Raw genomic sequence first — 16153 nt, 5'->3', positions numbered from 1 at the left:
GATTTAACAGAGAGGGGCGCGGGATAATACCCGCCCTCGACTCTACCTAAATTAATTTCTTTGTCGGATGGTTCATTTATTGAAAATCCTAAATTTGCAACTAACAAAAAAGTCCGTCGTCAATTAAGAATCAGACAGCGCCGGGTTAACCGTAAAGTCAAGGGTTCTAATAATCGTAAAAAAGCCGGGAAAAGAGTCGCCAAACTACATAAAAAGATTGCAGATAAACGGAATGATCATCAATGGAAAGCAGCCAATAAAGTTGTTAACACCGCTGAGGCAATTGTCCAAGAGGATCTAAATGTTAAGGCGATGAAGTCCCGCTGCAAACCTAAACGGCAGAAAGGGCGATTTATGCCTAATGGTCAATCTGCAAAACGTGGGTTAAATCGCTCTATTTCTGATGCCAGTTGGGGTGACTTATTTTCTAAAATCGCTTGGCTGGCATTGAAGTCTGGTAAGCCAGTATTATCCGTTAATCCTAAATTTACTTCTCAAGAATGTTCGGCTTGTCATCATATTAGTAAAGCTAACAGAGATGGCGAAAAGTTCATTTGTGAAAACTGCGGTCATATTGACCATGCTGATACTCAAGCCTCCCGGACAATTTTACGAAGAGCTAATTTAAAATTTGTCAGCAAAGACATTAAAAACCTACCTGCGGACTGCGGGAAAGTTACGCTTGTCAGAGATGATTCTGCCAGTAATGGCAAACAGGATCAGGGCAAGAACCGTACATCTAAGGTAATACCTGAAAAGCGGATATTATTCGAGCAGTTGTCTTGACAATTATTCGATTAAGAATCCCCGCGTCTTTAGACCGGGGAGTGTCAAACTCATCGTTGTTGTGATAGTTTCTTTCTTTAAATATTATCCAGGAATAGGACATGAATGGTTAAATAATTATGGTGCAGTGGGATTTTCTTCATTATCTTTTAGATCCTATTTTGGGTTAGTTGTGGTTAGAAAAACTCTGGAGAATAAATCATGCAAAAAAGAGTCAAAGTTAAACCAAACTCCAAACAGCAAAAGATTGAAGAATCAGCAGATGGTAGTTTAACTGTACATTTAAAATCACCACCTGTAGATGGTAAAGCTAATGAAGAGTTAATTAAACTATTAGCTAAAAATTTTGATGTTTCTAAATCCTCGATCACAATTAAATCTGGGACAACATCTCGACAAAAGTTAATTGAAATTGATGGGATTTAGAATGAAATAGCCCAGGGGGACTAAGTAGGTGAATACAATAAAACCAAAGTGTGTAAAGAAAAGTAAAATCGCCCAAAGCTTCTTCACTCTTGCCTTCCCATACCGACAATTTTCAATGCTAACCTACTTAGGGCTTGCTAAATAAAGCTAAAACCATTTATTAATAAGGGTTTCCTGGATTTTTATCACAAAAAAGTGCAAGGTTTTCGCTGATGGTGTCTCAAAATAGGTGCATTTTTCTTTGTCGGATTTGGAAAATTGAGGATATCCAGATAGTTGAAACTGTTAGAAAGTTCCCAGTTAAGAGTTCCCTGCCCTCACAGACAACTTTTTCAGCAAACCCTACTTAGATAATAGTTTTTATAATCACCAATCACCAACAAAATTGCCCAAAAAATTAAACACGCCATTTGGCACAATTGCTAGGTATGATATTTTATCTACAAACATTTACCCAGCAAAACCTGACTATGACTCAAAACTACCGCATTACCTTACTTCCTGGCGATGGCATTGGTCCTGAAATTATGTCCGTAGCGGTGGACGTGCTAAAAGTCGTAGGGAACCGATTTGATCTTAGCTTTGAATTTTCTACAGCCTTAATTGGTGGCGCTGCTATTGACGCAACCGGCGAACCTCTACCTGCTGTCACCTTAGATATGTGCCGCAATAGTGATTCCGTCCTCCTGGCTGCTATTGGTGGTTATAAATGGGATTCTCTGCCCTCGAATTTACGCCCAGAAGCAGGTTTATTAGGATTGCGGGCTGGGTTAGAACTATTTGCTAATTTACGGCCTGCAAAAATTCTTCCCCAATTAATTGACGCTTCTACCTTGAAACGGGAAGTTGTGGAAGGTGTAGATATTATGGTGGTGCGGGAACTCACCGGCGGGATTTATTTTGGTAAACCCAAAGGCATTTTTGCTACCGAAACTGGAGAAAAACGCGGTGTAAATACGATGGTTTACACAGAATCGGAAATTGAACGGATTGGGCGCGTAGCCTTTGAAACAGCGCAAAAACGGGGTGGGAAACTCTGTTCTGTGGATAAAGCCAATGTGTTAGAAGTATCTCAATTGTGGCGCGATCGCATCACTCAACTTTCCTTAGAGTATACTGATGTGGAATTATCTCATTTATATGTGGATAACGCTGCCATGCAATTAGTTCGCGCCCCCAAACAATTTGATACAATTGTCACAGGCAACCTATTTGGTGACATTCTCTCCGATGCGGCGGCGATGTTAACTGGTAGTATAGGAATGTTACCTTCTGCCAGTTTGGGTGCTGATGGTCCTGGTGTCTATGAACCAGTTCACGGTTCAGCCCCAGATATTGCCGGACTTGATAAAGCCAACCCTCTAGCACAGGTTTTAAGTGCCGCCATGATGTTGCGTTATGCTTTCAACCAACCAGAAGCAGCAGACTTAATTGAAAATAGTGTGTTACAAGTTTTACAACAAGGTTATCGCACAGGAGATATTATGTCCCCAGGAATGAAACTAGTCGGTTGTCAAGCTATGGGTGAAGCACTCATGGAAATTCTCGAATTAAAATCACGTTAAAGGATAAATCTGGAAATTTCAGCATCTATTGTGAAAATTTTCAGATAAACTAAGAGCAAATCTATAACTTACATAAAAGCAAATAGTGTACGCTTTACAACAAGAACAAGCAAACTTTACCTCACCAAAAAAGCACCCGTCTTTGATTGATCCTACTGTAATTAGAGCCGCTAGTCATATTTACTATACCTACTGTGAAGTCCATCCAGAAATAGTAGGAAAAGCTACAGGGGTAGCAATTAGTCGGGTAACTCATCGGGGTAAGGTGATTTTTACTCATTACCCAGTGCTGTTACCACAGGAATGCTTTGTCCCCTTAAATCAAATTGAGTCCTATATGTATTAGTCAACTAGCAACTGACAAATAACAATATGGACATTTTGATTTATATTCCAGCAAGTATCATTGTTTTTGTCTTGGGGACATCTCTCGGTAGTTTTATTAATGTTGTAGTTTATCGGCTACCGACTGGGTTATCAGTGCTGTGGCCACCTTCTCGCTGTCCCAAGTGCTTAAATAGGTTAAAAGCCTATGATAATATCCCAGTTTTTGGTTGGTTGTGGTTAAAAGGGCGGTGTCGTTATTGCCAAACTCAGATTTCTCGCCGTTATCCATTAATAGAGGCGTTAACAGGGATAATATTTTTAATAGTATTTTGGGTTTTTCAATTTTCAATTTTTACCCTGGGATATTGGGCTTTTTGTAGTTGGTTATTGGCTCTATCTCTTATAGATTTAGATACAATGACCCTACCCAACCCGTTGACTAAATCGGGTTTAATTTTAGGAATAGTCTTTCAAATATCTGTTGGTTGGCTATCAGAACCGACTGCGGTGGGCTTATCAAAACGCTTAATAACCGGAATAGCCGGTGCCGTTCTGGGTTTATGGTTGTTTGATGCGATCGCCCTTTTAGGTTCTATGGCTTTTGGCAAAACGGTCATGGGTGCAGGTGACGCTAAATTAGCTGCTATGATGGGAGCATGGTTAGGATGGCGTTATTTACTCATAGCGGGGTTTATTTCCTGCATTTTGGGAGTATTCATCGGTGGGGGCGCAATTATCCTCTCCCGTCACCAAATGGGACAAAAAATGCCTTTTGGACCCTTCCTCGCGTTAGGTGCGGTAATCACTGTTTTTTGTGGTGAAACTATTTTGTCCAACTATCTGAGATTATTTTTGCCTGGATATTAAGATCATTTTTTAAATCTTTTTTTCATGCTTATGGTTTTATCAACCCAAGCCTGTATCCATACTGACTGTAGCTGCTATTACCCCATTGAGATTTGAGATGTTGGTAATATGTCTAAACTATGATTTTTATGATTTTTACGATTAACTAATCATCCAAATCAAAACAGTCACACAAATCATAGTTAAGACATTTAATCAGCCAAATCATAGTTCTGATTTTGACCTAATACCTAATTACATAAAATAAAAATGGCAAACAACGAAGAATCACGCGGTTTAAAGTCTCTATTTGATTGGTTCGCAAATCGGCGTAAATCGGGAAGCACCAATTCAGAACGCCAAGAACGGGAAATTGCCGATGGTTTATGGCATAAATGCCCTAAGTGTGGTGTTCTGAGCTATGCAAAAGATTTAAGAGCTAATCAAATGGTTTGCGTTGATTGTGGTCATCATAATCGAGTTGATAGTGATGAACGGATTCGCCAATTAATTGATGCTAATACTTGGAAACCATTAGATGAGCATTTACATCCTACTGATCCCTTACAATTCCGCGATCGCAAACCCTATAGCGATCGCTTACGAGAAACACAAGAAAAACTAGGACTTGTAGATGCTGTCAAAACTGGACTAGGTCAAATTAACACCTTACCCATAGCATTAGGAGTCATGGACTTCCGGTTCATGGGTGGAAGCATGGGTTCTGTCGTCGGTGAAAAACTCACCCGCATGATTGAACAAGCCACCCAACGCCGTTATCCTGTAGTCATCATTTGCACATCAGGCGGTGCGAGAATGCAGGAAGGAATGCTGTCTTTAATGCAAATGGCAAAAATATCCGCCGCCCTCCAACGTCACCGAGACTCTAAACTATTATATATTCCCATTTTAACCAACCCCACTACCGGAGGTGTTACCGCCAGTTTCGCCATGTTGGGTGATCTCATCATCGCCGAACCCAAAGCAACAATTGGTTTTGCCGGCAGACGGGTAATTGAACAAACCCTCAGAGAAAAACTACCAGAAGATTTCCAAACCGCCGAAGACTTACTTAAACACGGATTTGTTGATGATATCGTCCCCCGGACACAATTAAAAACTACCTTGGCACAACTAATTGCCCTCCATCAACCACTCCCCACAACAACACCAAACATGGTTTTGTGGGAAACAATGAAATTGAGTTCCGCTACTGTTGAGTAGGGGAGTAGGGGAGTAGGGGGAGTAGGGGAGTAGGGGGGAGTAGGGGGAGTAGGGGGAGTAGGGGGAGTAGGGGAGTAGGGGGGGTAGGGGAGTAGGGGAGTAGGGGGAGTAGGGGGAGTAGGGGGGGGTAGGGGAGTAGGGGAGTAGGGGGAGTAGGGGAGAAATTTCATTCTTCATTCTTCATTCTTCATTCTTCATTCTTCATTCTTCATTCTTCATTCTTCATTCTTCATTCTTCATTCTTCATTTTCCCGGTTCTTGGACGAAAATCAGGGGAAGTAGCCCTAATAGTCGGCACAGGCTAGAAAGGGCAAATAAACCTAATAAACCGCCAAAATTAGGACTTTGGGCAATAAAACCGCCGATTGTTGTACCTAAAGCTCCACTTACCCCCCCTACAGCCGCAACAATGGCAAAATAGATAGATTTATTCCTCACAGGAGCAATTCCCAGATACATATTAGTGCTACATAAATCAACACCTGCCCAAGTGATGCCAGTGAAAATATGTAAAAGCGGCAACCATAGCCAAAAGTCAAGTTGATGATTACCAATTCCTAACCATAATAATGGTGTAATTGCGACTAAAAAGCCAACACAGATGAGAATGGGACGATTACCAATTCTATCAGCTAATTTCCCCCATAAAATCAACACTAACAGATTTGCCCCAGTCTGAAGACTGCTATAAATAGTTACTAAAGTCACATCTAAATCTAAAGTATCTAATAAATAGAAGTTGAAAAAAGGTGCGCTCAAATGCACAGCCAACATCCAAATACTGAAATAAAGTAGAAATAGTAAGAATTTAGAGTTCTCCCCAATAATACTAGTCCAATTAGTTTTTTCTTGGCAAATATCTTCAGGAGGATTTTCACAACCATTTAAACTATACTGATTTTGTAATTGCGGATTGACATCTACTTGGAAATACTGGCAAAACAAACTAATAATCCCGCAAATAGTCCCTAAAGATAGAACTAATCCATAACCTTGGATAGTTCCACCATACCAATGTGATATTACTAATCCCGCTAAAGGAATACATATTAAATTCGTCAGATGACAAGCACTATTCCGAATCCCAAAATATCTCCCTCGTAACCTGCGGGGAACAATAATTGCTAACCAACTTAGCCAAGATGCACTTCCTAATCCTCCTAAAAGATGACTAAAGAGAACAATTGACAGTGTTAATACTACCAATTGTTGGGAATTTAGGACACTGGAATTATTAGCAAAAATACCAATTACCAGAATTAGCCATAACAAACGAGAAGTTCCAAAGGTTAATAGAGAATACTTGAATCTACTGGTAGTCTGTTCGGAAATGTAAGCACCCACAGGTTGAACAAAATTTACCAGCATGGGAATTGAGGATAGCATTCCAAATATCACTGGAGTAGCATCCAACTCGACTAACAAATTACTGACTAAAATTCCCCCCGTACTCAAAGAAAAAATAGATGCAAAAATAGCATCTGCCGCAGAAGCTTGTAAACTGGTACGAATATCGTTTTTAGTAAATTGCTTAGGAAACTGTTTAATTAGTGAAGAGTCAAGATTGGAAGTCTGAATATCCAGTGGTTCAACTATGTCAACTGGAAGAGAATTCATATTATCATGTCAATTGATGACAAATTAGAGAGTGGATATAATTACTGATAAATTGCTATCTTTTGCTTTTGTATTTTTCAACAAAAAGTTTGTTGTTTCAATATCAGTTTGCAGACTCACAGTTTATAAAACACCTCAGAAAATGTCATCAGTATTGCATAATTAGGAGATTAGTCGAGTTTTTGCAATTAATAATTGAGGAAAAGATCCAATTCTCCCTTATTTCTCCCCATGAAAATTATTGTTTATATTTATACTGATCCACTCCTAGATACTGTTCCCAGCCCAGATGATTGGGGTTGGGAAGTAGATAAAATTTATGAAGATTTAGGAAAACGCACCCAATTACAACAATTATTAATTGATTGTCAAACCGAAACTGTAAATTATCTACTGCTGCGCCGATTAGAAGAATTAGGTGATAGTTTATCCCAAGTGAGCGATCGCCTCAATCAAATAGAAACAATGGGAGTCATAGTCATTACGACACAACAACCCTATGCCTCCAAATCTAGTCAAATCCCCACCGAAATACTACAATTATTACCAGAAATTCAATATCAACAACGTAGCCGCCGAATTCGTCAGGGACACGCTCGTAATCGCCTAGAAACCTCACCACCACCGGGAAAATCCCCCTATGGCTACCGGAGAGGACAAGGTAAATATATTATTGATCGCACTACCTCACCCGTTGTTAAAGACTTTTTTGAATATTTTTTACTCTATGGTTCTGTCCGTGCTACCGTCCGTTATATAAGTAAAAAATACAGTAAAAATATTTCTGTCACTACAGCCAGACGGTGGTTAACTAATCCAGTTTATCGCGGTGATACAGCCTATCAAAACAGGGAAATTATCTCTAATACTCATGCAGCAATTATATCCAGAGAAGAAGCAGCGCAAATTGATAGACTATTACGACGCAACAGCCGCTTACCATCGCGGACAGCTAGTGCGCCCCGTTCTTTAGCTGGTTTAGTCATTTGTCATCAATGTCAATTACAGATGATTGTCACCAGTGTTACTCAGCGTCATCAGGATCAAGAGTATTTATATTTACGTGCAACCGACTGTCCTCAACAGCCTAAATGTCGTGCTATCCCTTACCAAGTAGTTTTAGAAAAAACCATTGATCATGTTTGTCGAGATTTACCTTTAGCTGTCGCCGGGATAAATTTTCCCCAATTAGATGCAATTAAAAATAGTTTAGGCAATGATATATCTCGTCAGCAACAAATCCTCCAGCAATTACCCACTTTCATAGAAACGGGGATTTTAGATATAGAAACTGCAAAATTAAGAGCTTACAAACTTCGCACAGAAATTTCCGAACTTCAAGCCAAGTTAGCAATTCTTCCTCCTGTGAATTTGCGTTCCGTAGCTGAAGCTGTTTCCATTCCCCAATTTTGGCTAGATTTATCAGAGGTAGAACGAAGATTTTACTTCCGTGAATTTATCCAACAAATTCAAATTATCCGCCAAAATAGAGAATGGGATGTACAAATAATTTTTATTTTCTAAACCACCAGATCCCCGACTTCTCAAAGAAGTCGGGGATCTGAATCATTGATTATTCATCTTGATTTTTGGGGGACTGTTTGCCTTTTTTACCTGCATTTTTGACATTCATCACTTTTCCTAGTAAATCAAACCAAAAAGGCGCACCCATCGCAATAGCAATACCACTGACAAACCAACCAGCAATCATACTTAAAACACTGAAAACAGGCAACCCATTAACTCTATATTTTGTGCTGTTGATTTGCTGTTGTACGTTAGCACTTGTCCAACCAATTGGTAATTCAACTTCCTTTAAAATCTCGTTAGGATCTATTTTATTGATATCTGAAGGATTAGAGTCTTGTGGTGCTACTTTTACAGCCTGGTTAATAATTATTTCCCGCAATAAAGAATCCTTAGATAAACGGTTAATGATATGAAAAGTATCGGCATTGGTTGTGATAGCTAAGGTTATGCCAATGATAATTGCCACTCCTTTAGCATTACGTTTATAAACACCACCGGCTCTTTCCATTGAGCTATCAAAACTATTTTCAATTTCTCTTCGCAAAAGAGTAATACCTTCCTCCGTGCTTTTAGCTCTCATCTGGGCGCGTTTTGCCATAGTTTCAATGTTATCAACTACAGAACTTGGCAAAATATCAATCAATTCTTTAACTTTTTTATATGTTTCACTATCTTTATCTTGGATAGCTGCTATGACTTCACCATGAATATCACTACCTTTCTTGATAGATTTGATAATTTCATTAATATTAGGTTTTAAGCCTCCTATCACTATGGCTTTTTCTGCACTTTCAAAAATATCTTGTTTTAAGAATTTTAGTTCCCGCAAAGGCTTATCTAAAATATATTCATGATCAGCTATACTCGCTACAAAACTTTCTATATATTTAGCTAGGCTATCTCCCATCCTATTTATCACCATGTAGATATCATATTTTTCCTTTTTGAATTCATCAATAATCAGGTTATACTCTAACTCCAACCGTCTATAATCTGCGGCAATATTGGTGGCAAATTCACTAGATAGCTCCTGGTTATTAATGTAAACTTGTAACTGAATCAAAATTTGTCTAACATCATCTAACCGTTCAGCTTTGAATTGCTCCAACCTAATTTCAGTTAATTTTTGTACCAATATTGGCAGTTGGAGTGTATCCATAAAAGTATTAGCAAAATTTTCACCACCAATATAGGAAGGCGCACTACGTTTTTGATCACCAAACACAGTTTCTTTTTTAAATCTAGAACTAGACTTTCTAAACAGACTAAAGAATGAGCCAATTGCCCAAGTCGCTTTCCGAGGTAAAGTTGCCAATAAACCTTTCGCCTCTTGATTAATACTTTGAATTAAAGGATTACCATAAATTTTATTGACAAGTTGAATTATTTCGGGATTTTCTGAAGTTTGAGCATCACCAGCTAAAAGAATTTCAATTGATCTTCTCAAGTGTTCAGCCCGCCATTGCAGTACGGTTGTCAATAGTTCTTGAATTTCCGAAGCCAGTAAACTTAAAATTAAGTAAATAAAAATTAAACCCAGTGCCACATCTAAAATAAAAGGTAAGTTCATTGACATTCTCCTTCGGGGTAGTTGACTAAATGCTAATGGTAGTATTTATATCATTTAATCGTAAAGATGCTTGTAAACTTCCTTAAAAAATCAATAAGAAAATCTTCGCCAAAAAATTATCTCTATTCATGAGAAACTGAGCTAATTTGGGATTTAGCCATTGTCTTTGAATATAGATTGTTCCTAGATGGCAACATTGGAGATTCGCTTTGATCTCTATGTGATTAAACCTAGCAGTTATAAGATTCGCATAGAATATGCAAGAAGGAAGCTTTGTTTGGACTCATCTAGAAAAACAGCATCGTGTGATTGAAAAAAAGATTGATTGGCTATGGCTAATCCTATTGTTATTAGCAGCGGTGATTTTGTTTAGTATCAATCTTGGAGGTTTGCCCTTACAAGATGGCGATGAGGCAACCGTAGCCAGGGTAGCGCGGGAAATTTGGCAAGCCCCAGTAGATTCAATGCGCTGGCTTTACCCCACTTTGGGAGGTGAACCATATCATCACACGCCGCCACTTATGCACTGGTTAATTGCTGGGGCTTATTCTCTGGGTGGTGTCAATGAATGGACAACGCGCCTACCTGGTGCAATTTTGACAGCAACTTCTGTGCCTTGCTTATATTGTCTAGGAAGGGAGATATTTCGTCAACGTTGGGCAGCTATTTATAGTTCCTTGATTTATTTAACAATGCTGCCTGTGGTACGTTATGGCAGGTTGGCAATGTTAGATGGGGCAGTTGCCTGTTTTTTAATTGTGATGATGTGGTTTGTCTTGCGATCGCGGCGGGATTTACGTTACTGCTTAGGTGTAGGCATTAGTTTTGGGTTAATCTGTCTAACTCAAGGCATGATGGGTATTTATTTAGGTGCAATTGTTTTAGTCTTTCTTTTTTGGGATACACCCAGACTACTGACAAGTTATTATTTCTGGATAGGTATTTTTATCGGTTGTCTACCTGTATGCTGCTGGTATGGGTTTCAATTATGGCACTATGGATATCCCTTCAGTATTGACATCAATACATCTTTAACCCATATTCAAACCATTAATAATGGCACATCCCAAGCACCTTGGTATTATCTTTTAGAAATCGCTAAATGGACATGGCCTTGGTTGATATTTCTCCCCCAAACTATCCGCATTACCTGGGAAAATAATAACTTAAGTTGGGCGAAATTAATTATTATCTGGTGTGGTGTTTATCTATTAATTATTTCCCTCATTAGCTTTAAACTCCCCTGGTATATATTCCCCATTTACCCTAGTTTGGCTTTAGCTTTTGGGTTTCAATTAGCCCAGATGGAAAATGTCCCCTTATTCTCAGGCTATCCCCGCTCTTGGGTAACGAGTTTAGCGATATTGGCGGTAGTGGCTTCTGCAAGCAGTATTTATTTTGGGGGAAGAACATTAGACAAAGCCGAGTTACAGATTATTTTTGCCGCAGTAGCTTTAACTATGACTTTATCCGCAATCTTAGCAGAACGCGGTGATAGACAATTTCTGAAAATTTTAATTTGGGGAAGTTATATTTCTCTATTATTATTAATGAAATCTAATTACTGGGTTTGGGAATTAAATACAGCCTATCCCGTTAAACCCGTAGCGGCAATGATCACGAAAATTAATCCAGCAGTTAAGGAAATCTATACATCTTTTCCCTATCATCGTCCTTCCTTGGATTTTTATAGCGATCGCACCATTATTCCCGCTTCTATCGGTGAACTACAATATTACTGGCAATATGATAGCCAACCTTATTTTCTCATTAACACATCTACCTTAGAAAACCTCCAATTTAAATCCATCAAAGTCATAGACCAAGTAAAAGACTGGCAATTAATTACAAAAGAAAATAACTCATTATAAACCCGTTATCGTAGGTGCAACAGCCCGTGGTTGCCCAGAACCGTATTGGCAACCCCCCGTATTTCCTTACCAAAAAACATAGAAACAACACCCGTATTTGCTCAAACCCGTATAAATATCAATACTATTGCCAGTTTTCCAAAATATGTCTGAAACCCAATAAAATCGTGACGATAAGTAGTGAGACAGAATTAATTACACAATGTCATTGTGTAAGCGTTGCGTGGCGTTAGCCATATGGAACTAAGTGAAATGAAGCAATTCCAAGGGTTGTGATTGCTTCCCTTCGCTCGCAATGACTGTAAATATTTTTGTCCAATTACTTATCAATAGGGTTTCAGGGCTTTGGCAATAGTATTGAATTTGGGCGTTGGTGAATAAAGGTATGATTTTTTCTCACGCAGAGGCGCAGAGGACGCAGAGAGTAAGAGTTTGAGAAATAGAATATTTGAGTTTCATACCTCAATTCAGCAACGCCTGAATTTGAAATCTATTTTTCACCCCTATTCATTTTTTCAATTTGGGGAATTTCTTGACCATTACGACTCATATTGTCTTGAGTCATAGTCACAATCCCGAAAAAAATTGCACTTCCCACAACTAAAGACAGTAAAGGATGCTTAATGACAATAAAATCTCTGATAATCCTTGCCAAAGGTCGGCTTTGACGACGGAGAGCCGACGAAATCATTATTTGTCTCCAAATAAATGGATCACGCACATAGTGGCCACTTTGGCAAACAACTAATTTTTCTTGACAATAAGGACAGGTAAACAAACCAATATAAGACTTTATTGGCTTTGTTCTGTTATTTTTTTGGCAAATTGGGCAAGTAACATAGTGATTATGAAAAGTATTTGTACTCATCTACCTCGTCCACCTAGTCCCTCGATTCTATTTATAACAATATCTGTATTGAATTTTACTGTAGACCTAGTAATCGTGCCATAATCACTGATAGTGATTGGCAAAATACTATTATGGAGTTTAAGAATGCAATTGCTCCAAAGACGTACTCCCCTCAATATTAACCCAAGTTGTTAGCACCACAAAGTAGAATTATTTTTTCTAAATATTTTGTGATTTTTGTTAGTTAATTATTGAGCAGGCAGTTTCTCTGATAATGAACCACAATAAGAAATAATAGACAAAAAACGGATTTTTCCAACATTATACCCCGTTTATCAATATCTAAGAATCCTCAATGATTAAAACCCTACTTTCCCCCATATTCCATGCGGTTCACTCAGTTAATTAATCGTTTTCAAGCCTCTCCCGAAACAGTAGTGCTGTTTTTAGCCGTGCTAATTGGCAGTAGCACAGGTATGGGTATAGTCACCTTTCACTATTTAATCCAGCTAATTAACAACTTCATGTTGGAAAATCTGATGGGACAGATTGGAATTTGGGGTGCTTGGACCTTAGCGGCTGTTCCTATTCTCGGTGGTATCATTGTTGGCCTCATGCGTTGGCGAACTCAAGATTTTGGTCCAGGACTTTCATCTCTGATAGCTGTTTCTCAGGGAAAAGAAGCGAAAAAACCCCTGCGACCGGTGACAAAAATGATCGCGGCGGCAGTTTCTCTTGGTAGTGGTGCATCTTTAGGTCCAGAAGGTCCAAGTGTAGAAATTGGGACTAATTTTGGGGTGTTGTTATCAGATGTATTACAAGTATCTCAGGAGCGTCAGCGGTTACTATTGGGGGCTGGTGCTGCGGCTGGGTTAGCGGCTGGTTTTAATGCCCCCATTGCGGGAGTATTTTTTGCCTTAGAAGTAGTCATGGGCAGTACATATTTTGCTACTTCTGCCGTAAGTGTGGTGTTACTTGCCGCCGTAGTAGCTGCTTTAATTGCTCAAATTGGTTTAGGTTCACAACCAGCTTTTGCTTTACCCGCTTATCAAGTTCGCAGTTACCTAGAATTACCGCTTTATCTGGGTTTAGGTTTGGGTGCAAGTTTAATTTCTCTTACTTATACTGAATCCATTCGTTTAGCTAAAGCTATCTTTGCTGGCAATTTCTCAGGGTTAACGTTATTAGGTAAAATTCCTCAGTCCATTCAGCCAATTTTTGGTGGTGTAATTCTTGGTTTAGTCGGTTGGCAATACCCACAAATTTTAGGTATCGGCTATGGAACTGTAGAAGCGATACTACAGGATGAAGATTTTTCCCTCAATTTATTACTCATTTTACTAGTATTAAAACTGCTAATGACAGCGGTAAGTTCAGGTAGTGGTTTTGTGGGCGGATTATTTGCCCCAGCTATGTTTTTAGGTGCTTCCTTTGGGTCTGCCTACGCTAAATTTTTGGCTTTGATCATCCCAGGAATTGGAGAATATATGGCTGCGCCTCCAGCTTATGCAATGGTAGGTATGGCGGCGGTTTTAGCAGGTAGCGTGAGAGCGCCATTAACAGCAATTTTAATGTTATTTGAATTAACCCGTGATTACCGCATTGTTTTACCTTTAATGGCAGCAGTGGGCTTAAGTGTTTGGTTGGTGGAACTAATCAAACCAACTGTAGATGCTAATGCTAATCTGCAACAGATTGGTTTACCTGAATTGAAAGATGAAAAGGTAGAACTTTGGCAGCAAATGTTAGTAGCAGATGCTATGTACACCTGTCCCAAAAAATTATCAGCAACTTTAGGCGTATTAGAGACTGCGGTAGTAATGACGCGGGAACGAATCCGCAGTGCTTTAATCATTGATGATGATACGGGTAAACTAGTGGGAATTCTTTCCCTAGAAGATATTAAACGAACTTTTTTTATCTGCCAAAATCTTCCTAATTCATTGCCAGAAATTCAGGAATATTTATCTAGTCAAAAACTGATAGATATTTGTACTACAGATATTCTCTATGCTTGGGATGATGAACCTGTATCTGAAGCTTTAGACCGGATGGCATTACGTGGTTTACATCAATTACCAGTGGTAGCTAAAGACAATCCCGATTTTATTCTGGGGTTGCTAGAAAGGGAACAAATTGAATTGACTTGTAATTTAACGGCAATCACTAAGATACTGCACCAATATTCACCAGTGATTCCCACTGCCGAATATATAGAGGAAATTGGTAATTGGTAATTGGTCAATATCCTGGTGGCAACCTCTCGTGATTGCTTTGATTTCCATAGGCGTTGCTGATTAAGGGTATGAATTTTAGTCTCACGCAAAGGCGCAATCACGCTTCGTGATCTCGAAGAGTAGACGCACTGAGGTTTGAGTTTTAAAGGTTCAATTTGGGAATTTCATACCTCAACATGGCTACGCCACGCAGGCTATCAGCAACGCTAAATTAACTAGATTATCAATCAAGCGATCGCTCTCCATTGATAAAATCTCTTCACAATGCAGCATATTCTAGTCTAAAGCCACCTTAAATAAAATAGCCGTAGCCGCACAGGCACAAGCCAATTTCGCTCAAAGTTATGTTAAAACACCTCAAAATTGTGTAATTTTTGACATTTATAGCCGTGCGGGTGAAGTAGTATCCGGTAACGGCATTGTCGAACTTGGACAAATAAATCAGATGGATGCAGTAGTGGAAGCACCACAAATAAACTCCAATCAGCCGACCCAGCAGATATGTTTTAAATTCCTCAAAATTCCTCTCTGTTGTCTCTGCGGCTCTGCGTGCAAAAAAATCCTTAAAACCTCAACTATGAAAACTACTAACTCTACTAAACCTGTAATTTCCATCTGCAATCTTGATCATTACTTCGGATCTGGACAACTACGAAAACAAGTTTTATTTAATATTAGCTTAACTATAAATGCAGGGGAAATTGTAATCATGACAGGTCCTTCTGGTTCTGGTAAAACCACATTATTAACCTTGGCTGGTGGGTTACGTTCTGCCCAGTTTGGGAGTTTGCAGGTATTAGGTAATGAACTATGTCAAGCCAATGCTAAACAATTAACCCAAGCCCGCAGAAATAACGGTTATATTTTTCAAGCCCATAACTTACACGGTAGCTTAACAGCAATCCAAAACGTCAGGATGGGTTTAGAAGTACAGCCGAGAATGTCAGCAAAAAAAATGTTAATGCAGTCACAGCAAATGTTAGAAGAAGTAGGATTAGGAAATCGTCTCAATTACTATCCAGATAGTTTATCAGGGGGACAAAAACAACGGGTAGCGATCGCTCGCGCCTTAGTCAGTCAACCAAAAATAGTCCTAGCAGATGAACCCACCGCCGCACTAGATAAACAATCAGGACGGGATGTAGTAGAACTAATGCAGAAATTAGCTAAAGAGCATGGCTGTACAATTTTACTCGTCACCCACGATAACCGCATTTTAGATATTGCTGACCGCATTGTTTATATGGAAGACGGTCATCTTGTCCGAGAAAAAAGTGATTCTTTGCAAGATGTAGTGAGTTGAA

At 39.1% G+C, this 16153-nt stretch carries 13 protein-coding genes; 10 read left to right on the top strand and 3 right to left on the bottom strand.

Annotated features, from left to right (window positions below; all coding sequences use genetic code 11):
* Positions 1 to 60: 60 nt before the first annotated feature.
* The 6 genes from HEQ36_RS16055 (at position 61) to accD (ending at position 5174) form a co-directional block, all read left to right on the top strand.
* Entirely contained in the window at positions 61 to 786 is a 726-nt protein-coding gene (locus tag HEQ36_RS16055) for a transposase (RefSeq protein ID WP_290708045.1), read from the top strand.
* A 201-nt stretch (positions 787 to 987) separates the two neighbouring features.
* Positions 988 to 1212 (top strand): DUF167 domain-containing protein, encoded by a 225-nt coding sequence (locus HEQ36_RS16050; protein WP_053538378.1) that lies wholly within the window; start codon positions 988 to 990, stop codon positions 1210 to 1212.
* 470 nt (positions 1213 to 1682) lie between these two features.
* Positions 1683 to 2777: a 3-isopropylmalate dehydrogenase gene (gene leuB, locus HEQ36_RS16045; RefSeq protein WP_168637144.1), complete on the top strand. Its 1095-nt coding sequence runs from the start codon at positions 1683 to 1685 to the stop codon at positions 2775 to 2777.
* A gap of 85 nt (positions 2778 to 2862) precedes the next feature.
* On the top strand, positions 2863 to 3123 hold the full coding sequence (locus tag HEQ36_RS16040; protein WP_027402002.1) for a hypothetical protein: 261 nt from the start codon (positions 2863 to 2865) through the stop codon (positions 3121 to 3123).
* Between the two features lie 26 nt (positions 3124 to 3149).
* Complete coding sequence (locus HEQ36_RS16035; protein WP_039200932.1) at positions 3150 to 3971, top strand: A24 family peptidase; 822 nt, start codon at positions 3150 to 3152, stop codon at positions 3969 to 3971.
* A 249-nt stretch (positions 3972 to 4220) separates the two neighbouring features.
* Complete coding sequence (gene accD, locus HEQ36_RS16030; protein ID WP_053538381.1) at positions 4221 to 5174, top strand: acetyl-CoA carboxylase, carboxyltransferase subunit beta; 954 nt, start codon at positions 4221 to 4223, stop codon at positions 5172 to 5174.
* A gap of 243 nt (positions 5175 to 5417) precedes the next feature.
* On the opposite strand, the gene HEQ36_RS16025 is transcribed toward accD, so the two are convergent.
* Complete coding sequence (locus HEQ36_RS16025; RefSeq protein ID WP_168637143.1) at positions 5418 to 6791, bottom strand: MFS transporter; 1374 nt, start codon at positions 6789 to 6791, stop codon at positions 5418 to 5420.
* A gap of 231 nt (positions 6792 to 7022) precedes the next feature.
* Here HEQ36_RS16025 and HEQ36_RS16020 point away from each other — a divergent pair, with 231 nt between their 5' ends.
* On the top strand, positions 7023 to 8315 hold the full coding sequence (locus HEQ36_RS16020) for a recombinase family protein (protein WP_168637142.1): 1293 nt from the start codon (positions 7023 to 7025) through the stop codon (positions 8313 to 8315).
* Positions 8316 to 8364: 49 nt separating this feature from the next.
* Here HEQ36_RS16020 and HEQ36_RS16015 read toward each other — a convergent pair whose 3' ends face one another.
* Complete coding sequence (locus HEQ36_RS16015) at positions 8365 to 9891, bottom strand: hypothetical protein (RefSeq protein ID WP_168465521.1); 1527 nt, start codon at positions 9889 to 9891, stop codon at positions 8365 to 8367.
* Between the two features lie 257 nt (positions 9892 to 10148).
* Between HEQ36_RS16015 and HEQ36_RS16010 the strand changes: the two genes are divergently transcribed.
* Entirely contained in the window at positions 10149 to 11762 is a 1614-nt protein-coding gene (locus tag HEQ36_RS16010) for a glycosyltransferase family 39 protein (RefSeq protein ID WP_168637141.1), read from the top strand.
* 490 nt (positions 11763 to 12252) lie between these two features.
* Here the strand turns inward: HEQ36_RS16010 and HEQ36_RS16005 are convergent, their stop codons facing one another.
* Positions 12253 to 12630, bottom strand: coding sequence for a hypothetical protein (locus HEQ36_RS16005; RefSeq protein ID WP_039204428.1), 378 nt, complete (start codon positions 12628 to 12630; stop codon positions 12253 to 12255).
* A gap of 368 nt (positions 12631 to 12998) precedes the next feature.
* On the opposite strand from HEQ36_RS16005, the gene HEQ36_RS16000 reads away from it, so the two are divergent.
* Together HEQ36_RS16000 and HEQ36_RS15995 are read left to right on the top strand one after the other, a co-directional pair.
* Complete coding sequence (locus HEQ36_RS16000; RefSeq protein ID WP_053538387.1) at positions 12999 to 14849, top strand: chloride channel protein; 1851 nt, start codon at positions 12999 to 13001, stop codon at positions 14847 to 14849.
* A 577-nt stretch (positions 14850 to 15426) separates the two neighbouring features.
* Positions 15427 to 16152: a DevA family ABC transporter ATP-binding protein gene (locus tag HEQ36_RS15995; RefSeq protein ID WP_053538388.1), complete on the top strand. Its 726-nt coding sequence runs from the start codon at positions 15427 to 15429 to the stop codon at positions 16150 to 16152.
* The last annotated feature ends 1 nt before the right edge of the window (position 16153 follow it).

It is taken from the genome of Anabaena sp. 54, from assembly GCF_017355725.1.
Taxonomy (GTDB): Bacteria; Cyanobacteriota; Cyanobacteriia; order Cyanobacteriales; family Nostocaceae; genus Dolichospermum; species Dolichospermum heterosporum.
This window is presented reverse-complemented; position numbering and strand designations above follow the sequence as displayed.